This window comes from Nostoc sp. KVJ3 (assembly GCF_026127265.1).
Lineage (GTDB): Bacteria > Cyanobacteriota > Cyanobacteriia > Cyanobacteriales > Nostocaceae > Nostoc.
This window is the reverse complement of sequence record NZ_WWFG01000001.1, coordinates 3,937,888-3,958,310: the sequence shown is the minus strand read 5'-3', so window position 1 is coordinate 3,958,310 and position 20,423 is coordinate 3,937,888. Positions and strand designations below refer to the sequence as shown.

At 44.3% G+C, this 20,423-nt stretch carries 14 protein-coding genes; 4 read left to right on the top strand and 10 right to left on the bottom strand.

Annotated features, from left to right (window positions below):
- Nucleotides 1-486: 486 nt before the first annotated feature.
- The gene (locus GTQ43_RS15935; RefSeq protein ID WP_265273561.1) at nt 487-2,646 is read left to right on the top strand and encodes an Rne/Rng family ribonuclease; all 2,160 of its coding nucleotides are present in this window, start codon (nt 487-489) and stop codon (nt 2,644-2,646) included.
- Nucleotides 2,647-2,654: 8 nt separating this feature from the next.
- On the top strand, nt 2,655-3,311 hold the full coding sequence (locus GTQ43_RS15930; RefSeq protein ID WP_265273560.1) for a ribonuclease HII: 657 nt from the start codon (nt 2,655-2,657) through the stop codon (nt 3,309-3,311).
- Between the two features lie 8 nt (nt 3,312-3,319).
- On the opposite strand, the gene GTQ43_RS15925 is transcribed toward GTQ43_RS15930, so the two are convergent.
- On the bottom strand, nt 3,320-3,907 hold the full coding sequence (locus tag GTQ43_RS15925; RefSeq protein ID WP_265273559.1) for a DUF1997 domain-containing protein: 588 nt from the start codon (nt 3,905-3,907) through the stop codon (nt 3,320-3,322).
- Between the two features lie 245 nt (nt 3,908-4,152).
- On the opposite strand from GTQ43_RS15925, the gene pheA reads away from it, so the two are divergent.
- Complete coding sequence (pheA, locus tag GTQ43_RS15920; RefSeq protein ID WP_265273786.1) at nt 4,153-5,028, top strand: prephenate dehydratase; 876 nt, start codon at nt 4,153-4,155, stop codon at nt 5,026-5,028.
- Between the two features lie 92 nt (nt 5,029-5,120).
- Here pheA and GTQ43_RS15915 read toward each other — a convergent pair whose 3' ends face one another.
- The 9 genes from GTQ43_RS15915 to GTQ43_RS15875 all read right to left on the bottom strand — a co-directional run bounded on the left by GTQ43_RS15915 (nt 5,121) and on the right by GTQ43_RS15875 (nt 14,759).
- A complete protein-coding gene (locus GTQ43_RS15915; RefSeq protein WP_094344974.1) occupies nt 5,121-5,768 on the bottom strand; it encodes an LON peptidase substrate-binding domain-containing protein in 648 nt (215 codons plus the stop codon).
- Nucleotides 5,769-5,985: 217 nt separating this feature from the next.
- Nucleotides 5,986-6,303: a 30S ribosomal protein S10 gene (rpsJ, locus tag GTQ43_RS15910; protein WP_008232935.1), complete on the bottom strand. Its 318-nt coding sequence runs from the start codon at nt 6,301-6,303 to the stop codon at nt 5,986-5,988.
- Between the two features lie 179 nt (nt 6,304-6,482).
- The gene (tuf, locus tag GTQ43_RS15905) at nt 6,483-7,712 is read right to left on the bottom strand and encodes an elongation factor Tu (RefSeq protein WP_265273554.1); all 1,230 of its coding nucleotides are present in this window, start codon (nt 7,710-7,712) and stop codon (nt 6,483-6,485) included.
- A gap of 23 nt (nt 7,713-7,735) precedes the next feature.
- Complete coding sequence (gene fusA, locus GTQ43_RS15900; protein ID WP_265273553.1) at nt 7,736-9,814, bottom strand: elongation factor G; 2,079 nt, start codon at nt 9,812-9,814, stop codon at nt 7,736-7,738.
- A gap of 138 nt (nt 9,815-9,952) precedes the next feature.
- Nucleotides 9,953-10,423, bottom strand: a complete 471-nt coding sequence (rpsG, locus tag GTQ43_RS15895) for a 30S ribosomal protein S7 (protein ID WP_094331156.1) — start codon at nt 10,421-10,423, stop codon at nt 9,953-9,955.
- A gap of 525 nt (nt 10,424-10,948) precedes the next feature.
- The gene (rpsL, locus tag GTQ43_RS15890) at nt 10,949-11,332 is read right to left on the bottom strand and encodes a 30S ribosomal protein S12 (protein ID WP_265273552.1); all 384 of its coding nucleotides are present in this window, start codon (nt 11,330-11,332) and stop codon (nt 10,949-10,951) included.
- A gap of 125 nt (nt 11,333-11,457) precedes the next feature.
- Complete coding sequence (locus tag GTQ43_RS15885) at nt 11,458-11,787, bottom strand: HesB/IscA family protein (protein WP_265273785.1); 330 nt, start codon at nt 11,785-11,787, stop codon at nt 11,458-11,460.
- A 227-nt stretch (nt 11,788-12,014) separates the two neighbouring features.
- On the bottom strand, nt 12,015-12,434 hold the full coding sequence (locus tag GTQ43_RS15880) for a cupin domain-containing protein (protein ID WP_094344970.1): 420 nt from the start codon (nt 12,432-12,434) through the stop codon (nt 12,015-12,017).
- Nucleotides 12,435-12,713: 279 nt separating this feature from the next.
- Nucleotides 12,714-14,759 (bottom strand): phosphodiester glycosidase family protein, encoded by a 2,046-nt coding sequence (locus GTQ43_RS15875; protein WP_414859101.1) that lies wholly within the window; start codon nt 14,757-14,759, stop codon nt 12,714-12,716.
- Between the two features lie 760 nt (nt 14,760-15,519).
- Between GTQ43_RS15875 and gltB the strand changes: the two genes are divergently transcribed.
- Nucleotides 15,520-20,184, top strand: coding sequence for a glutamate synthase large subunit (gltB, locus tag GTQ43_RS15870; RefSeq protein WP_265273550.1), 4,665 nt, complete (start codon nt 15,520-15,522; stop codon nt 20,182-20,184).
- The last annotated feature ends 239 nt before the right edge of the window (nt 20,185-20,423 follow it).

Below are 20,423 nucleotides of genomic sequence, written 5' to 3'. Positions count from 1 at the left end.
TGGTGTTACCGCAGGGTAAACAACTGCTGTAGATTAAGCCGATTTGCAGACGTTCACCAGACGCGCAAAGCGCGGCTTGAAAGTAGGGTAGCAGCTGGCGTTGCTGAGTATAACCCTAAGAATAAATCCAGGGAATGGAAAATAGAAATAGTTTCTTTTTCTTAACGACTTCAGTAGGTTACTCTGAAAAAAAGCTTCCTGAGTTAAAAACTCACTCAGGATTCAGAACTTTCAACTCAGAACTCTCTTTAATTGAGAGGATTGCATTGCAAATCAACCACGGACGGTTGATTTAATTGCTTAAACATGCAGCCGTTCTGGAATAATCCGCCGTGAAAACGCTCTTAAGAGCGCCAATAGCTATTTAACTTAGAACATCAGGTTTGCGATTTTTATCATCAGTAGCGCCTTTCGAGGGTTGCAAGGGCAACAAAGGGATAACAAACCTCCAGACCTATTGGTGCTGACAATTTTTGAGGAAATTGAATGCCAAAACAAATTATTATTGCGGAGCAGCACCAAATTGCTGCTGTCTTTTCTGAAGATCAAATACAGGAACTCGTTGTTGCCACAGGTCATCACCAAATAGGTGATATCTACTTAGGAGTAGTAGAAAACGTATTACCTGGGATAGATGCAGCTTTTGTGAATATTGGCGACCCAGAGCGCAACGGTTTTATTCACGTCACCGACTTGGGGCCATTGAAGCTAAAGCGTACCGCCGCAGCTATTACAGAACTATTAGCACCCCAACAAAAAGTTTTGGTGCAAGTAATGAAAGAGCCAACGGGGACAAAAGGGCCCAGGCTCACGGGTAACATCACCTTACCCGGACGCTACGTAGTACTGATGCCCTATGGTAGGGGCGTAAATTTATCCCGACGAATTAAAAGTGAAAGCGAGCGCAACCGTTTGCGGGCACTAGCGATTTTAGTCAAACCGGCGGGAATGGGTTTGCTCGTGCGGACAGAAGCCGAGGGCAAACCAGAAGAAGCAATTATGGAAGATTTGGAGTTGCTGCAAAAGCAATGGGAGGCAATCCAGCAGGAAGCCCATTCTACCCGTGCGCCAGCACTACTCAACCGAGACGATGACTTCATTCAGCGCGTATTGCGGGATATGTACGGCGCGGATGTAAATCGGATTGTCGTAGATTCTAGTACTGGCTTGAAGCGCGTGAAGCAGTACTTGCAGAATTGGAGTGGAGGACAAACACCGCAAGGATTGTTAATTGACCATCACCGCGATCGCTCCCCAATTTTAGAGTATTTCCGTATCAGTGCCGCCATTCGAGAAGCCCTGAAACCAAGAGTAGACCTACCATCGGGAGGTTATATCATCATCGAACCAACGGAAGCATTAACCGTAATCGATGTTAACTCAGGTTCCTTCACGCGATCGGCAACAGCCAGAGAAACAGTTTTGTGGACAAACTGCGAAGCTGCAACCGAAATTGCTCGCCAGTTGCGTCTGCGGAATATTGCCGGGGTAATCGTCGTTGATTTTATTGATATGGAATCACGGCGCGACCAACTGCAAGTTCTCGAACACTTTAATAAAGGACTCAAAGCAGACAAAGCTCGTCCCCAGATTGCCCAACTAACCGAACTCGGTTTAGTAGAACTGACCCGCAAACGTCAGGGTCAAAATATTTACGAGTTATTTGGTGAAACTTGTCCCACCTGTGGCGGTTTAGGACATACTGTGCGTTTGCCTGGAGAACTTGAAAACCGATTACCAATACCAGCAGAAACACCAGAGCGTGAGCGCTTTGTATCCCTACCTCACCGAGAACCACGTCAGCCAGCTGCCCGCATCCCAGAACCACGAGAAACCTATGATGGATTTGGGGAAGCATTTGAGGGCGACTCGGAATCGAGTAATTTAAATCTGATCAATCATCCTAGTTATCAAGAACTTAATGATAATAAGCGTCGTACCCGCACTCGCCGTAGTCGAATTGGCATCAATGGGTTAAACGGGAAAGATGAATCTCGCGTTATTACCAATCCACTGTCTTTTGTCAACGAGCCAGATTTAGACCTTGATATAGAATCAGAATTAGGAGTTGCACCAGAAATTCCCTCACCCACCCTTAGTAAACCAGGTTGGAATGAAAGAGGAGAGCGCACTGTAGAGCGTGCTAAAGTTATCAAGGCAGAACCAGTTAAACCAGTGGTAGAACCACCGGAGATTAGAACTGTAGAAATGAGCCTCCAAGAACAGGATATGTTTGCCTTGATGGGAATATCCCCCTTGGTGAAGTTAGAGCAAGAGGTTAAAAATACCAAGTCTGTGATTATTAATGTGATTCAACCTGGTCAAGTGCGAACGACTCCAACTGAATCCATCTCAGAATCACCTGTTGCCCAAAAAGTAATACCTGAAGTAATTGCAACCAAATTACCAATACCAAAAGTTATTGAGCCAGAACAAAAATCTTTCATAGAAGAGACAACTGAACAACCTGAGTTGACTGCCAATCCTTCGGAAAGCTTGTCTGTTAAAGCTTCCGTCAACGCGATCGCAGATGAAACTGATGCCAACAGTGCCGTCAACGCGATCGCAGATGAAACTGATGCCAACAGCGCCGCCACTGCTAGCCGCCGCCGCCGCCGTCGTTCCTCAGCGATCGAGGATAATTAATTTGCTCTATGGTAGAAACATCGCCAACGCCCTTGGAACAATCCAATTGGCTGGAGTTTTCTACCTTGTCGGGGATTCCAGGATTGGTTGCAGGTGTTGATGAAGTCGGGCGAGGCGCTCTATTTGGCCCAGTGGTGGCGGCAGCAGTGATCCTACCAGATCGTGCTTTGCCAATACTGATGGCAGCTAAAATTAAAGACAGTAAAAAGTTGTCTAGTTCTCGGAGAACTCAGCTAGCACAGCAAATTTGTGGGCTGGCTATAGACTGGAAAATTGGGTTTGCTTCTACTGCCGAAATTGACAAGATAAATATTTTGCAAGCGACACTATTAGCAATGAAGCGGGCTGTACTGAAGTTAAAGGTACAGCCTGTACTCTGCTTGGTTGATGGCAATCAGTCAATCAAAGACTTGCTCTTGCCACAACAAACAATAGTTAAGGGAGACGAGCGATCGCTCGTTATTGCCTCTGCTAGTATTGTTGCCAAGGTTTGGCGTGACGATCTGATATTGCGTCTAGCATTAAAATACCCTATGTACAACCTAGAGCGTAACAAGGGTTATGGTAGCCAAAAGCATTTGCTGGCTCTGCAACAATACGGGCCATCGCCCTTACATCGTCAGTCTTTTCGTCCTTGCCAAATCAAAGTACCGAACGCTGAGTGATTAAATAATTACTCAGCATTCAGGATTGGCAATTCAGTACTGTCACTGTCAAGTCCTCTATCTTTAGTTTGTGATATTACCCAATAGCGATAATCCGCCAAAAGTTGATTTAATAACCGTTGCTTAACCGACAACAACACGCTTTTGAGCAAACCATTACCAGTAGCTTCTAAAATCGGCTTAGGAGTAAAGGAAAATGGCGGTGGTAAATCTACCAGCACTTCTAAATCAGCCCTTCCTTCCAGGCGAGTGCCAGTACTAAATTCTTTGGGAGACAAATGCCCTTTTAAATTTAGAGTAAAGCGCTGGTTAATATACTCGAAACCCAGAATTTCACAGCGTAGCGATCGCAAATAAATTATTCCATTTGATTCGGCCCAAACTCTCATATCTACAGTCGGTTGAATACTCAATGACATAAAAGTGAGCGGACGCATTTTCAAGCGAAATACTTCCTCAGAAAGCTGCTGAATCCGGCTGTTGTCAGCCAAAGCCCTAACTAGACGTTGAGGCTGACGTAAGTAGTGCTGGATCGGAATAGGCTGCTCTGGAACAGCGATTTCAACCGATTGGGAGGCAGTAAACCGGGTAGCCATGAGCGGATAAAAATATTTGTCTCTTAATTTTAATATTTTTTAACAACTTAAATCTGATTCTTAGAAAAGTACAAAATTATCGTTGCTTATCAGATGCTATACAGCATTAGCAAAAATTTGGTACGCTCATTACTAATTTTAGAGATAACAGTTTTTACTAAGAGTAAATGTTGGATATATTTGCCCAACCCAAAATATCAAAATCTTTGTTTACACAATTAAACTCGCAACTCAAGGCTAAAGGCATGACTCTATCGATCGCACATTTAGGGCCTCCCGGCACTTACACAGAACAAGCATCTGTTCTTTATCTCAACTGGTTGACTAAAAGTACGGGAGTTGAAGCTACGTTATCTCCCTATCCCACCATCCCGCAATCACTGCGTGCCGTTGCTGATGGTAAAGATCACCTAGCTGTTGTGCCAGTAGAAAATTCTATTGAAGGGAGTGTTACCACAACACTGGATACACTGTGGCAGCTAGACAGTTTGCAAATTCAGTTAGCTTTAGTATTACCGATTGTTCATACCTTAATTTCTTGTGCGTCTAGCTTAGATAAAATTAAAACTGTTTATTCTCACCCGCAAGCTTTGGCACAATGTCAGGGATGGTTAGAGCGGTTTCTCCCAACTGTACAGATTATTATCAGCAATTCTACAACCGAGGCACTACAGCGATTAGAGCAAGAGACAACAACAGCAGCGATCGCTTCTAGTAGAGCCGCTCAACTCTACAACCTACCCATACTTGCCACTGGTATTAATGACTATCCAGAAAACTGTACTCGTTTTTGGGTAGTAAGTCAGGGTGACGCGATCGCTTCATTCGAGACATCAAAAGTTACTACCAGTCACACATCGCTGGCTTTTAGTATGCCAGCCAACACACCCGGAGCATTAGTCAAACCTTTGCAAATCTTTGCTCAACGAGGAATTAACCTCAGCCGAATCGAATCTCGTCCGACGAAGCGATCGCTAGGCGAATATTTGTTTTTCATGGATTTAGAAGCAGATGTCAATGAAGCACAAATGCAATCTGCTTTAGCAGAATTAACTATCCACACAGAGATTTTAAAAATTCTTGGCGCTTACAATGTTTTGCCGATCGACGCTTTTTCCTGAGAAGTTAGAAGTTATCAGTTAGGGAATATAAATTATAAGTTGTCAATCTTGTATTATTTTTTATTTTTCCTAACTCCTAAACTCCTCACTCCTCACTTTTCATTAAACGTATCTTTGAGAACAGATCGAGCAGCTAAGTGATTACGAGTAGAAGTTAAAATTTCTGCTTCTCGCTCTAGACGAGTTGCAGTATCTTGCATTTCTAGCAATAACTGTTGCTCTGCGGCCACACCATAAAGATTACTAGCCACCCAATAAGATAGTTCTGTTGGTAGATCGGGCAAATCTTCTGGCAGTTCGATATTTTGTTCGGTTAATTTACCTGATAGGCGTACAACATCTCGTAGTAGTTGTTCTACCTCAGTTGATAAAGGATGCAAATCTTTAGTTGGTGCTTGGTCTTCAATCCACTCAACTAAGCCAACACGATATGGCTTTTCACGAACATACTCTAATACACGAAATCTTTGCTGCCCCAAAGTCAACATCTTGATCCGATCGTCTGGCAGCCTTTGGTGATGAACGATTTCCGCACAGCAGCCAGTGTTTGCAATTGTACCTTTGACTGGATCGAACATCAAAACACCGAATCTGCGATCGCTCTCCAAAATCGTGTTCATCATGATTCGGTAGCGAAATTCAAAGATGTGTAGAGGCAATGGTCTAGTAGGAAACAGAACTACTTCGGGTAACGGGAACAGAGGTAGTTCACGAACTGCAATTTTAGAAGATGATGTCATTGTTACCTTGGTATAAACTTAATCTTTAAAATTTATTTTTCTCTGATTTTCCCGTATTTTGTCTATATTCTATCATTTGTTTCCTAGCTAAATAAAAGCCCTGAGATATATTTCTTCAGGGCTATGCAAATATTTATACTGATGTCATTTGTCTTTTGTCCTCCGTCATTTGTCCTTTGCTAATGACAAATGACCAATGACTAATGACTAAATTAAATTAAAGCTTGACTTCAATATCTACACCCGATGGTAGATCCAATTTCATCAAGGCATCTATAGTCTTAGAAGAAGGCTGGTAAATGTCAATAATCCGGCGATGAGTACGGGTTTCAAAGTGTTCCCGTGAATCTTTATCTACGTGAGGCGATCGCAGCACACAATAGATCCGGCGTTTTGTGGGTAAAGGAATTGGGCCTATAGCTGTAGCGTTGGTGCGGTTAGCTGTGTCTACAATCTTCTCGCAAGATGTATCTAATAAGCGCCTGTCAAAGGCTTGTAAGCGAATTCTAATTTTCTGCTGCTGTAGAGTTGCCATCTTTAATTTTCCAGGTTCTGCGTAATTAGGGGATTATTTACAGGTTAAAGGTTACAGGGTAAAGGTTACAGAAAACTATTACCTGTCCTCTGCAACCTATTACCTTATTTATAGAGGGAAGAGAAAGGAGCAGAGAGGAATTATACCATCTCTGCTCCTTTGTTATGAGCCAAAAGGTGCTATTTGATAATTTTCGAGACGACACCAGCACCGATGGTACGTCCACCTTCGCGGATAGCGAAGCGCATTCCTTGTTCAATAGCGATCGCGTTGATCAATTCTACTGTCATCTTAATGCGATCGCCTGGCATCACCATTTCTACTTCTTTGCCTTCATCGGAGGTATAGGCTTTGATAGTACCAGTTACATCGGTTGTCCGTACATAGAACTGGGGGCGGTAGCCGGCGAAAAATGGAGTCTTACGACCACCTTCTTTTTCTGTTAGGACGTACACTTCACCTTCAAATTGGGTGTGAGGTGTAATTGAACCTGGTTTGGCTATTACCATACCGCGCTCGATGTCTTCTTTTTTAAGACCACGCAGTAGTACGCCGGCGTTATCTCCAGCCAGACCTTCTTCGAGGCTCTTCTTGAACATTTCAATTCCGGTGACGGCGGTAGTCCGAGTGTCTTTCAGACCAATTAGCTCGACAGTATCGCCAACCTTAACTTTACCGCGTTCAATCCGTCCAGTAGCCACAGTACCCCGACCTGTGATGGTGAACACGTCTTCTACTGCCATCAAGAAGGGCTTATCAACATCCCGCTCAGGAGTGGGGATAAAGGAATCCACAGCATCCATCAATTCGTAAATTTTATCTACCCAAGGATTTTCACCTTTTTTGGTCTTAGGATTCTTGGTCATTGCTTCGAGAGCTTGTAGACCAGAACCTTTGACAATGGGGATATCATCGCCAGGGAAGTCATAGCTACTTAACAGTTCTCTCAGTTCTAGTTCTACTAGTTCCAAGAGTTCTGGGTCATCCATCAAGTCTTCTTTGTTCAAGAATACAACCAGACTGGGAACGCCCACCTGTTTTGCTAACAGAATGTGTTCGCGAGTTTGGGGCATAGGGCCATCAGTTGCAGCCACTACGAGGATACCTCCATCCATCTGAGCAGCGCCGGTGATCATGTTCTTCACATAGTCAGCGTGGCCTGGACAGTCTACGTGAGCATAGTGCCGATTTTCGGTTTCATACTCAACGTGAGCGGTATTGATGGTAATACCCCGTGCTTTTTCTTCTGGCGCGTTATCGATTTGGTCGTAGCCTTTAGCTGTAGCTTGACCAAGAGCTGCCAAGGTCATAGTGATGGCTGCTGTTAACGTGGTTTTACCGTGGTCAACGTGGCCAATGGTACCGATATTGAGGTGGGGTTTATTCCTTTCAAACTTTGCGCGTGCCATGAATACTCATTTCCTTATTTTAACTAAGCGTTCCCTTTGCTTTTTGCAATGATAGTTTCAGCTACGCTGCGAGGAACCTCTTCGTAGTGGCTGAACTCCATCGTGAAGGTACCCCGACCTTGCGTTTTTGACCGGATATCAGTGGCGTAGCCAAACATGCTCGCCAGTGGAACTTTTGATGTTACCTTAGCGAGTCCCTTTTCGGTGCTTTGGCTTTCAATCTGCCCTCGGCGGGTGTTGAGGTCGCCAATAACGTTACCCATATAGTCTTCAGGAACTTCAACCTCAACTTTCATCATAGGTTCTAAGATGACAGGTGAAGCTTTCAGCACAGCCTCTTTCATCGCCATTGAGCCAGCGATTTTGAAAGCCATTTCTGAAGAGTCTACATCGTGGTATGACCCATCAATTAGCGTTGCTTTAACGTCAATCAACGGATATCCAGCTAGAACACCGGATTCGCAGCTTTCTTTCATTCCTTGTTCTGCGGGGCCAACGTACTCTTTAGGTACTGTACCGCCGGCAATTTTGGAAACGAATTCAAAGCCAGTACCGGGTTCTCCAGGCTCCAAATTGATCACAACGTGACCGTATTGACCTTTACCACCACTTTGGCGAATGAATTTGCCCTCAACTTTATTCACAGCTTTCCGAATTGTTTCTCGGTAAGCTACTTGTGGCGCACCTACATTCGCTTCCACCTTGAATTCTCGTAACATCCGGTCTACTAGAATTTCTAGGTGTAGCTCTCCCATCCCGGCGATCACGGTTTGGTTTGTTTCGGGATCGACGCGGACGCGGAAGGTGGGGTCTTCTTCTGAGAGAGATTGCAGAGCTTTGGACAACTTGTCCATGTCGTTCTTGGTTTTGGGTTCAACCGCTACCGAGATCACAGGCTCAGGAATGAATAGGGATTCCAGAATTACTGGCGATCCATCATCACAGAGGGTATCACCTGTCAAGGTGTCTTTCAATCCCAGAGCCGCTCCCAAATCACCCGCTCGCAGTTCATCGACATCTTGCCGATCGTCTGCCTTCATGAGAACTAAGCGGGAAATCCGTTCTTTTTTATTCTTACTAGCGTTGAGAACGTAGCTGCCCTTTTTCAGGACACCAGAATAAACACGAACAAATGTTAGGCGACCGTAAGGGTCAGCCATAATCTTGAATGCCAGAGCTGCTAGGGGTTCGTTGTCATCAGCCCGGCGCTCAACAGTATCGCCATTGGGCAGTAAGCCTTGAATGGGTGGTACTTCACTTGGCGCTGGTAGGTAATCTACAACGGCATCGAGCATCAACTGCACGCCTTTGTTTTTGAATGCCGAACCACAAAGTACTGGTACAATCGTCCCCGCAATTGTGCCTTTCCGCAGGGCAGTCTTAACTTCCTGTTCTGTAAGTTCTTCGCCCTCGAAGTACTTAGCCATTAGAGCATCATCAGTTTCTGCTGCGGCTTCTATGAGCTTGGTGCGGAATTCGTCTACTTGCGCTTGCAATTCTTCCGGTATATCAGTTTCCTGGATATCGGTTCCTTGGTCGTTGGCGTAAATGTACGCCCGTTGCCCTACTAGGTCAACGATCCCTTGGAAGTCGTTTTCACTACCAATTGGTAGTTGAATGGCGATCGCATTCGCCCGCAAGCGATCGCGAATTTGCTCGTGAACTTTATAAAAGTTCGCTCCGGTGCGATCCATCTTGTTGATAAAGGCGATCCGAGGAACTTTGTAGCGCTCTGCTTGTCGCCACACTGTCTCAGACTGCGGTTGCACGCCGCCCACAGAACAAAATACTGCGATTACGCCATCTAAAACGCGCATGGAACGCTCAACTTCAATTGTGAAGTCTACGTGACCCGGAGTATCGATAATGTTAATTTGATGATCTTTCCAGCTGGTACTGATAGCAGCCGCAGTAATGGTAATTCCCCGCTCCCGCTCTTGCTCCATCCAGTCTGTGACGGCAGTTCCTTCATGAACTTCGCCAATTTTATGAATTATCCCAGAGTAAAATAATATTCTCTCTGTTGTTGTTGTTTTGCCCGCATCTATATGCGCCGCAATACCAATGTTGCGTACTTTGTCTAGCGGGATCGTGCGTGCCACAGCTACCTCCTATAGTTTTTGCCTCATGATATCTTGTATATTACTCTTTGTTAAGATTCTATACTTTTACGGAAACCCGTCTGCTTTTTGTAAATCCACGATATACCACTTCGGCAAGGCGATATATCGCTTTTCTACTTAATAACGATAGTGGGCAAATGCTTTGTTAGCTTCCGCCATCCGGTGCGTTTCTTCGCGTTTCCGAATTGCATTGCCTGTTTCGTTGGCAGCATCCATTAACTCATTTGCCAATTTGCTTGCCATTGTCCGCCCTGGTCTAGACCGGGAATATTGCACTAACCAACGCAGTGCTAGGGTAGTACCCCGTTCTGTACGCACTTCCATTGGTACTTGGTAGGTTGCTCCACCTACTCGTCGAGCTTTTACTTCTACTAGAGGTGTGGCATTTCGCACTGCTCTTTCAAAGGTTTCTAAAGCACCGTTACCAGTGCGTTCCTCGATAGTTTTCAATGCTTCATAAACAATTCGGGCGGCAAGTGATTTTTTGCCATGACGCATGATCCGTCTGATAATCATGCTCACAAGGCGACTGTTATATACGGAGTCAGACGGGACTGGGCGCCTTTGAATAACACCACGACGAGACATACTTCACCTTTAATTCGGAATTTGGCAACGAAATTATATGCTATCAGACACCGGAAACTAAAAGCTGTGGAACCCAACCCTCAGACTTTTTCAACTTTGTTTTCGACTGTTGCAGCAAGGCTGACCTATTGACTGCCAATTTTGGATTAGAGTTTTTGGTAGACGTTCCGACCACAAGGATTGGAAAAAATCAAAAGTCTGTAAGTCTCATCCCCTTGTGGGTTCGACCAATCCAAGATTGCAAATCTAAAATCTAAAATTCATTGACTTGCTACCTGCAACTAAATACTCAAGGCAAAAAGATTCTAAATCTTAATGTTCAGATTAGATTCTGCTGTGGGTTACAACTTTCTCCTCAGAACTTCTACACTTGCTCGCTCAGTGTAGGTGTAGCTTGCTTGATTTTTTTTAAACTTGAGCAGCTTTCATAACTGCTGTTAGAACACAGACCCTGATAGTTTTTTTGTCCTTGAGCGTTTCTCAGGTAGACGATTAACCGTGTTGGGTGCGATTAATCGTCTAATCCTATTTTTTCGCTACTTTCGGACGCTTGGTTCCATACTTGGAACGCCCTTGTTTACGGTCTTTAACTCCGGCTGTATCTAGGGTGCCACGAATAATGTGGTATCTCACGCCTGGTAGATCCTTAACCCGACCGCCACGAATCATCACAACTGAATGTTCTTGTAAGTTGTGACCAATACCTGGAATGTAAGCTGTGACTTCAAATCCAGAGGTAAGTCTGACTCTTGCTACTTTCCGTAGAGCGGAGTTAGGCTTCTTTGGTGTGGTCGTGTATACTCTGGTACAAACTCCCCGACGTTGAGGGCATTGTTTCAGAGCCGGGGACTTGGTTTTCTGACGCGCTTGTTCGCGCTCAGTGCGTATTAGCTGCTGTATTGTTGGCATGAGTTACAGCGCGTAAAGCTGCTTATATGTCTAAGTTTTAACAAATCCTGATTATATCGTTTTTTAGTGTTTTATGTCAATTGTCATTTTTCCTTATTTATTAGCAAACGATCGCTAATTAAGAATTATTGATTAGTTATGGAAAAGGAATTACCACAGCCACAGCTTGCGATCGCCTGGGGATTGTGGAAGCGAAAACCACCACCCATTAAGTCTTCTGAATAATCTACCCTCAACCCGTTGAGGTAATTTAAGCTTGTAGCATCTATGACTACTTTCATCTCATCCAAGTCGAAAACTTGGTCGCCAACTTTTATTGCTTCATCGAAGGACATATCATAAAAAAAACCGGAACAACCACCTGGTTTTACTGCCAATCGAAACAACGCATTTGGCTGTTGCTTGGACTTTATTCGCCCAATTTCACTTGCGGCTGCTTGACTCAGATGAATCATGGAACTCGTTTTTTGCAATTGAATACCCCATCTTCATTTTACAGATAGATGGGTTAACTCTTACTTCTCGAAAATTCCAAATTATCAAAGCCATGAGCGCGATCGCTATTACTACATTTATAGCACAATAAGCTTCAGTCCCCACCTTAACTAGGTAGGGACTTCTGGGGTGCGGTGGTTCGCAAAGATGGTTTGCACAAAATGTATTCAGTTTTTAGATTAGAGCATTAATCTTTAGTACGGGCATAGTCATCCTGGTAGCGGATAATGTCGTCCTCTCCCAAATATTCGCCATTTTGCACTTCAATCAACACCAAGGGGATCACACCAGGATTCTCTAAACGATGAGATGTACATTGGGGTACATAAGTTGACTCATTATTACTCAGTAGTACTTCTCTCTCACCACAAGTTACCCTAGCTGTACCAGAAACGACAATCCAATGTTCGCTGCGGTGGTGGTGCATTTGTAAACTGAGGCGGTGTCCGGGCTTAACTTCGATGCGCTTTATTTTGTATCCGCGCCCTTCTTCCAAAACTGTAAAAGCACCCCAAGGACGTAACTCAGTTGCAGCAATGCCTCTGGAAGTGATAGTTGAAGGTAGGTGTAGAGTGTCAGTCTGTGTAGTTTCTTGATATCGAGCCATAATTACCTCATTTGAAGACATAACAAACCGTCTGTACTCTTAACTATTGATAAAAAATCTGGCGCTATCTTGCAACGTTAAAAATCAGCAAATTTGTCGCACCTTGATAAACATAGCAAAATCAAACGTTATGGTGTAAATCATCACTACTAAAACTCTTGTATCTACACTAAGTCTTCATTAAGCAAAATGACAGCTTGTTCTAAACTTTAAAAAAAGATTGGGCATTGGGAAAGAAACTTCTTAAATAATTCCCCCTTGTCCCCCTCGTCTCCCTGATTATCGTGGTTTCAGGAAAATCCCAATTCCATTATGAACACGAGCGGCGGTACTAGGCGATCGGTCAAGTAGTTCGCCTCCTAAGTAAAGGCTGGTAGAACTTCCCCCATCCAAATTTAGGGCATCTACACAGCCCATCTGTTGCATCAATTGGGCATGTTCTGCCAAATTAGGGCCATAACCGCCGACACGATTATGTGTGGCAGTAATAATTAATGTGCCTGTTGCCGTCGTGCAAATACCGCTACGAATAGCCTTTTCTGCAATAAATGCATTGCTGAATTTTTCAGCTTTGGCATCAAGGACAATTTGACGATTTTGGACTAATAGCGGCCCGGCTCCGATAATGTGGGGATAACGACTAAAATCAGTGGGAGCAGTGGTGCTGGAAATACTGACTGCGCTTCCAATAGGTAGCTGGGAGGCAGCACTAGTAGCGTTAGCGCGTAAGGTTAGTAGGTAGCCATCCTGGGGAATGGGAACAGCCGTCGCACCAACTTTGCCGCCTGGTAACTGTTGAGTAATTTGGTCTTTTTGTACCACTAGGATAATTTCGTTATCCGTTAGGGGTGTGTAAGTTGCTCCCCAAGCTGGGGTGTAACGGGCAATGCCACTCTGGACATAGCCGCTATTAAGAAACAGAATTGGTAGGCGCTGGTTATTTGCTGCGATTAAAGTTTCTTCTAAGGTGAGACGACCGAAGTAAAATTGGCCTGAATCATTCCAAGCGATCGCACCCCGGTTAAGAATAGGGCCTGATAACCATTGATTATCCCGGCGAATCGCACCTAATGGCAATCTGTTATTGCGGTTAAAATAACCACCGTTAATTCCAGCGACTGCTAAGTAACGTTGGGCTGTTTGAATTAAGGGAGCAGTACCCACAAGTCCATCAGGACTAGCCCACATAGGTTTCAGGGTTAGCCCAAATTTACGGGGATTCACTTCTAACCAGACTACTGGGAAGCGATCTGTGCCTAAGTTGACATAATGTTGTCGCCAGCGCAATCCCGGAGCCCAGGTAATATCTCGTTCTTCTAAAGGATCGGGTCGGATATCGATAATCAGGCGATTGGGGTTAGCGACAGTGCTAACTTGAGGCGATAAGCCAAAGGGAACGCTCAAACTAATAATTGTTTGGTTTTTCACCACCTCCACTTTTTGAATCAGTGGATCAGGGGCTGGTGGTATTGGTTGTGTTGGTGTAAGTGGTAATAATTGTTTGAGCAGGTTTGGCAGTAATGTTGGTGGCGCTGCTGGTGGCTGAGGGGTATAGCGTTCTATTAAAACGGGATCGGCTATTCCATCTAGGGTAATTGTCCACTCTCGATTTGGCGGTGTGGTGGGTTTGAGAGTTGGCGTGTCTGGATCGGCGGATGGAGTTTGTGGTTTTGCGATCGCTCCTCCTTGTGCGACTTGCCAAGGAGTTGGACGATCTAAATTGACAAGAATCCGAGCCTGTTGCAAAGGCGCAGTTGCGGATGGAGGTTCCTGACTCTGAACAATATTTGTGATTTGTGCTTTTGGGGTAGCGATCACCAAAACGTTGCCATTGGCTTCGATTTGCCATCCAGATGTTTGAGCAAAATTAGTAATATCCACATAGCGATATGCTCCTAATAGCCTGGTGGTTAAAACCAGTGGTGTTGTCACCGACGAAAACCACTGTATTGGTTGCTTCGCTGAATTACTACTGTTTAAGAAATTTACTCCGATTAATTGCCTAAATGGCCCATCGCTAAGATGAGTTGTCACCTGACCAGCTTTCCCAGGTTGCTGTAACCAAGTTCCTGCTAGAGTGCGACCATTAAGGGAAATTTGATTACCAGAGGATGCTACACCAGTTAAAGCAGGTGTAGGTAACTGGGAGAGCAGTATTGGTTTGGTGTTTTCCGGCGACTCCTGGGCGTTGGTAGCACAAGTAGTCGTTAAGCAGAGTACTGTTAAAAGTATTGGTGATACAGTAGCCCGGAAAAATCTGCGATGGCTGCGGCGGGCGCAGCCATCGCTAATCGCTGATTGGCAACAACTCGGCATTTTTACCATAATTTACTAGGTAATGAATGAAAACTATCACCCCAAGGTATAAACTAACTAATTATTGGGAAATATAAAGAAAATATGACTTTATTTGTTAAAAAAGATGGTAATATATAAGCTGGCTAGTTATATCTTTTAAATACAAATAAATTTAGACACTAAAGCCGCTGCAATTAAATGTTTTAACTGGCACTAACGATAACCACACTATACACGGTAGCCTTGGCGATCAAAACTGGATTAAGATATTTAATCCTAACTGAACCTTGCTGCTTCAGTTAGGTCTAATTAATAGTAATATATAGCAACAGTAAGCAGCAGAACTCCAGACAACAACAAAAATATTTGGGAATTGTCAAATGGGTATATATTGTAATACGCTGATTTTATTGCTAGATCGGGATGAATTTGGCTTTAAAACATAGGACAGCGTTAAGTTTTATTTTATATGAGCTTATTTCGGCTCAGTGAGAAGCTACCGTGCATCTGGAAAAAGGGAATTGATAAAATACTTACCTTCACAATATAAAAAAGAAACTGTCAGGGCAAAAATCATGTCTTGGCAGATGTAAGTTGTTTAATACCGCATAAATACATAAACAATACGCAACTATTTTAACACGGGGGAACTAAGAAAGTAAAACCGAAGTTAAAATTTTTTTTCCCTAAATTTCGGTGCTTGTATATTATTTCTCCATCGCGGAATTTATAAATTTTTTCCGTAAGTAGTGGCAAAATTGGTAACTCAATACTTCAGGAACAGGGTATGAATAATCAACCAATGAATCAAGAGCAGAAAATCACAGCAAATATCAACTCAAGAGACACCTATCAGGGGCAAAAGTGGTTAGTAGAAGAACGAGATGCCTGTGGTGTCGGTTTTATTGCTCATCGTCAGAATCATACCAGCCACGAAATTCTAGAAAAAGCCTTAGCTGCTTTAACCTGCTTAGAACACCGGGGAGGTTGTAGCGCCGATCGAGACTCTGGTGATGGTGCTGGAGTATTGACAGCTATCCCTTGGGATTTGTTCCAACAAGACTTTGCCAAAAGGGGAAAGGAATTTCCATCCATCAATAATATGGCTGTGGGGATGATATTTCTACCACAAGACCAGGAAGCAGCACAAAAAGCTAGGATGGCTGTTGAGCAAGTAGCAACTGAAGAAAAATTGATTGTAGTGGGCTGGCGAGTAGTGCCAGTGCAATCTGATTTACTTGGTGTACAAGCAAGAGAAAATCAACCCCAGATTGAACAAGTTTTGTTAGCTTCTATTGACAAAAGTGGCGATGAATTAGAACGACAGTTGTATATTACCCGCCGCCGAATTAGTAAAGTTGCAACCAATATCTCAGAAGAATTTTATATCTGCTCTTTGTCAAGCCGGACAATTGTTTACAAAGGCATGGTGCGTTCTGCCGTATTGGGAGAATTTTATCAAGATTTAAAAAATCCGGTTTACAAAAGCGCCTTTGCTGTGTATCACCGCCGCTTTAGCACCAACACAATGCCGAAGTGGCCTTTAGCTCAACCGATGCGGCTTTTGGGTCACAACGGCGAAATCAATACCTTGTTGGGTAACATCAACTGGATGATGGCACGAGAAGCTAGCCTGAATCATCCTGTATGGGGCGATCGCATCAAGGAACTGAAACCTTTAGTTCATATTGATAACAGCGACTCCGCAACCCTAGATAACGTACTCGAATTACTGGTGTGTTCTGGACGCACCCCCTTGGAAGCTTTAATGATTATGGTTCCAGAGGCTTACCAAAATCAACCTTCTTTAAATGACTTCCCAGAAATTGTTGATTTCTACGAATATTACAGTGGTTTGCAAGAAGCGTGGGACGGGCCAGCCCTTTTAGTATTCAGCGATGGCAAAAAAGTTGGTGCAACACTAGATCGTAATGGTTTAAGACCAGCTCGTTATGTAATTACCAAAGATGACTACATCGTTGTCGCTTCCGAAGCTGGTGTAGTGAACTTTCCAGAAGCCGATATTGTCGAGAAAGGTAGACTTGGCCCTGGGCAAATGATTGCCGTGGATTTAGTCAACCATGAAGTGTTAAAGAATTGGGAGATTAAGCAGCGCATTGCCAAGCAGCATCCTTATGGAGAATGGCTGCAAGAATATCGTCAAGAATTAAAGTCATTAGTTATTGGTCATCCGTCATTAGCAAATGGTAATGGCAAAGGACAAATGACAAGTGACAAGCAAACCTTGCTGCAACTTCAAACTGCCTTTGGCTACACCACAGAAGATGTAGAAATGGTGATTCATGAAATGGCGAAGGCAGGTTCAGAGCCGACTTTCTGCATGGGGGATGATATTCCTTTAGCGGTGCTGTCAACAAAACCCCACCTGCTTTATGATTATTTCAAACAGCGCTTTGCTCAGGTGACGAACCCGGCGATTGATCCCCTGCGGGAAAAGTTAGTGATGTCTTTGAAAGTCGAATTGGGTGAACGGGGTAACTTATTAGAACCCAAAGCAGAATATGCTCGGAGATTGAAACTTGAATCGCCAGTGTTAACAGATGGTGAATTAGAAGCAATTAAGCTGTCGGGATTTGCGACAGCTGAGTTGTCAACTCTATTTGCGATCGCCACTGGCCCTGAAGGATTAAAAGCCGCAGTCCAATCTTTACAAGCACAAGCAGCTGAATCAGTCCGGGCAGGTGCAAAGATTTTAATCTTAAGCGATAAGGGAAATGATGGTATCAGCCCAGAAGATACATACATTCCTCCCCTATTAGCAGTGGGTGCTGTACATCATCACCTGATTCGGGAAGGGTTGCGGATGAAAACATCCCTGATTGTCAATACTGCCCAATGCTGGAGTACTCATCACTTTGCTTGTCTGATTGGCTATGGTGCTGGCGCAGTTTGTCCATATATGGCTTTGGATACAGTTCGTGATTGGTGCGTTGATCCCAAAACCCAAAAGTTAATGGAGGTGAAAAAACTTCCAACCCTCAACGTAGAAGAAGCTTTAGGAAACTATCGCAAAGCAGTAGAGTCAGGTTTGCTGAAAATTCTCTCCAAGATGGGAATTTCTCTGCTTTCCAGTTATCAAGCAGCCCAAATCTTTGAAGCTATTGGTCTCGGTGGAGATTTAATTGAACTAGGATTTCGTGGTACGACTTCCCGCATCGGTGGTTTAAGTGTTAGCGAACTCGCTGATGAAGTGCTTTCCTTCCACGTCAAAGCTTTCTCAGAACTGACGACCAAGAAGTTAGAAAACCTGGGCTTTGTGCAATACCGTCCTGGTGGCGAGTACCACATGAATAGCCCCGAAATGGTTAAGGCGCTGCATAAGGCTCTAGATGGCAAAAACTACGACCATTACGAAGTTTACAAAAAGCATCTCCAAGGCAGACCAGTAACGGCATTGCGAGACTTGCTAGACTTCCAAGGCGACTGCACTTCAATTCCTCTAGAAGAAGTAGAGTCGGTAGCTGAAATTGTCAAACGTTTCTGCACCGGGGGCATGTCTTTAGGCGCTTTGTCAAGAGAAGCCCATGAAACTTTAGCGATCGCCATGAATCGCATCGGCGGTAAATCTAACTCTGGGGAAGGCGGCGAAGACTCAGTGCGCTATAAAGTTTTAGATGATGTAGACGAGTCTGGTCACTCGCCAACCCTACCTCATTTAAAAGGATTGCGGAATGGGGATAAAGCCTATAGTGCCATTAAACAAGTTGCATCGGGACGCTTTGGTGTCACGCCAGCGTACCTAGTCAACGCCCAACAAATTGAAATCAAAATTGCCCAAGGTGCCAAGCCTGGGGAAGGTGGACAACTGCCAGGGCCAAAGGTGAGCCAATACATTGCGATGTTAAGGCGCTCGAAGCCAGGTGTAACGCTGATTTCACCACCACCGCACCACGATATCTATTCAATTGAAGACCTAGCGCAACTGATTTTCGATCTGCACCAAATTAATCCCAAAGCAAAGGTATCGGTGAAGCTAGTTTCAGAAGTTGGCATTGGCACGATCGCGGCTGGTGTCGCCAAAGCAAACGCTGATATTATCCAAATTTCTGGACATGATGGTGGTACAGGTGCATCTCCGCTTAGTTCGATTAAACACGCTGGTTCACCGTGGGAATTAGGTTTAAGCGAAGTGCATCGGGTTTTGATGGAAAATAGTTTGCGCGATCGCGTGATTTTACGTGTAGATGGCGGACTCAAGAGTGGCTGGGATGTGGTAATAGGTGCATTGATGGGTGCTGAAGAATTCGGTTTCGGTTCCATCGCCATGATTGCTGAAGGCTGTATCATGGCGCGAGTTTGCCATAAGAATACCTGCCCTGTGGGTGTTGCTACTCAGCAAGAAGAACTCCGTAAACGGTTTACCGGAATACCAGAAAAGGTTGTTAACTTCTTCTACTTCATCGCCGAAGAAGTGCGGAGTTTGTTAGCACTACTTGGCTACCGTTCTTTATCAGAAATAATTGGACGTGCAGATTTGTTGAAACTGCGCAAGGAGGCAAAACTTACCAAAACGCGATCGCTCAACCTAGACTGTTTACTTAATCTGCCAGATACCAGAGACAATCGTAGCTGGTTAGTACATGAAGAAGTCCATAGCAACGGCGTGGTTTTGGATGACAAGTTCCTTGCCGATCCCGACATTCAGACTGCCATTAGGGATCAGTCTACCGTTACCAAGACTTATCCTATTGTCAATACTGACAGAACAGTAGGTACAAGATTAGCGGGTGCGATCGCTTCTCAATACGGTGACAGTGACTTTGAAGGGCAAATTAATCTCAACTTCACAGGTAGCGTAGGGCAAAGCTTTGGTGCATTCAACCTTCCCGGCATAATTCTGACTCTGGAAGGAGAGGCAAACGACTATGTAGGTAAAGGGATGCATGGTGGTGAAATCATCATCAAACCTCCAACTGATGCTACCTATAACGCATCACAAAACGTCATAGTTGGCAATACCTGCCTTTATGGTGCGACTGGTGGCGTGTTATTTGCCAACGGTCTAGCCGGAGAGCGATTTGCTGTGAGAAACTCCAAAGGCATAGCAGTGATTGAAGGCGCTGGGGATCACTGCTGCGAATACATGACTGGTGGTGCGATCGTCGTCCTCGGCAAAGTAGGACGCAACGTTGCTGCTGGAATGACTGGTGGACTGGCATACTTCTTAGATGAAGATGACTCATTTCGTGAGTTAGTCAACCCGGAAATTGTCAAAATCCAACGGGTAATTTCGGAAGTAGGTGCAAAACAACTGCAAGAGTTAATCCAAACTCATGCAGAACGCACTGGTTCACCAAAGGCGAAGAAAATTCTGCAAAACTGGCAAGAATTTTTACCTAAATTCTGGCAGTTGGTTCCACCTTCTGAAGCTGATAGTCCCGAAGCTACTCCTGAAAAAACAACTGAGTTCAGTTTAGTGACTAGTCATTAGACATAATCAGATGAGGTACATCATAGTCCCCTCTTCGCTTGCGGGGAGGGGGTCGGGGGTGGGGTTTTTCTACCTCATTCAACCGATAACCGCTATATTGACCTATTGTTGTGCTTGATAATTTTAATTAAAAACACTCCTGTAATAGCTCCGTCGAACATCCCAAATAATAATCTAAAAAGGAATACTTCTATAACAAAATGACAAGAGAAAGCCTCTATAGGAATCCGATTTGATTT

Coding starts and splice junctions, on each gene's coding strand:
- GTQ43_RS15935 (WP_265273561.1), top strand. CDS start 487: ATGCCAAAACAAATTATTATTGCGGAGCAGCACCAAATTGCTGCTGTC.
- GTQ43_RS15930 (WP_265273560.1), top strand. CDS start 2,655: ATGGTAGAAACATCGCCAACGCCCTTGGAACAATCCAATTGGCTGGAG.
- GTQ43_RS15925 (WP_265273559.1), bottom strand. CDS start 3,907: ATGGCTACCCGGTTTACTGCCTCCCAATCGGTTGAAATCGCTGTTCCA.
- pheA (WP_265273786.1), top strand. CDS start 4,153: ATGACTCTATCGATCGCACATTTAGGGCCTCCCGGCACTTACACAGAA.
- GTQ43_RS15915 (WP_094344974.1), bottom strand. CDS start 5,768: ATGACATCATCTTCTAAAATTGCAGTTCGTGAACTACCTCTGTTCCCG.
- rpsJ (WP_008232935.1), bottom strand. CDS start 6,303: ATGGCAACTCTACAGCAGCAGAAAATTAGAATTCGCTTACAAGCCTTT.
- tuf (WP_265273554.1), bottom strand. CDS start 7,712: ATGGCACGCGCAAAGTTTGAAAGGAATAAACCCCACCTCAATATCGGT.
- rpsG (WP_094331156.1), bottom strand. CDS start 10,423: ATGTCTCGTCGTGGTGTTATTCAAAGGCGCCCAGTCCCGTCTGACTCC.
- rpsL (WP_265273552.1), bottom strand. CDS start 11,332: ATGCCAACAATACAGCAGCTAATACGCACTGAGCGCGAACAAGCGCGT.
- GTQ43_RS15885 (WP_265273785.1), bottom strand. CDS start 11,787: ATGATTCATCTGAGTCAAGCAGCCGCAAGTGAAATTGGGCGAATAAAG.
- GTQ43_RS15880 (WP_094344970.1), bottom strand. CDS start 12,434: ATGGCTCGATATCAAGAAACTACACAGACTGACACTCTACACCTACCT.
- GTQ43_RS15875 (WP_414859101.1), bottom strand. CDS start 14,759: ATGGTAAAAATGCCGAGTTGTTGCCAATCAGCGATTAGCGATGGCTGC.
- gltB (WP_265273550.1), top strand. CDS start 15,520: ATGAATAATCAACCAATGAATCAAGAGCAGAAAATCACAGCAAATATC.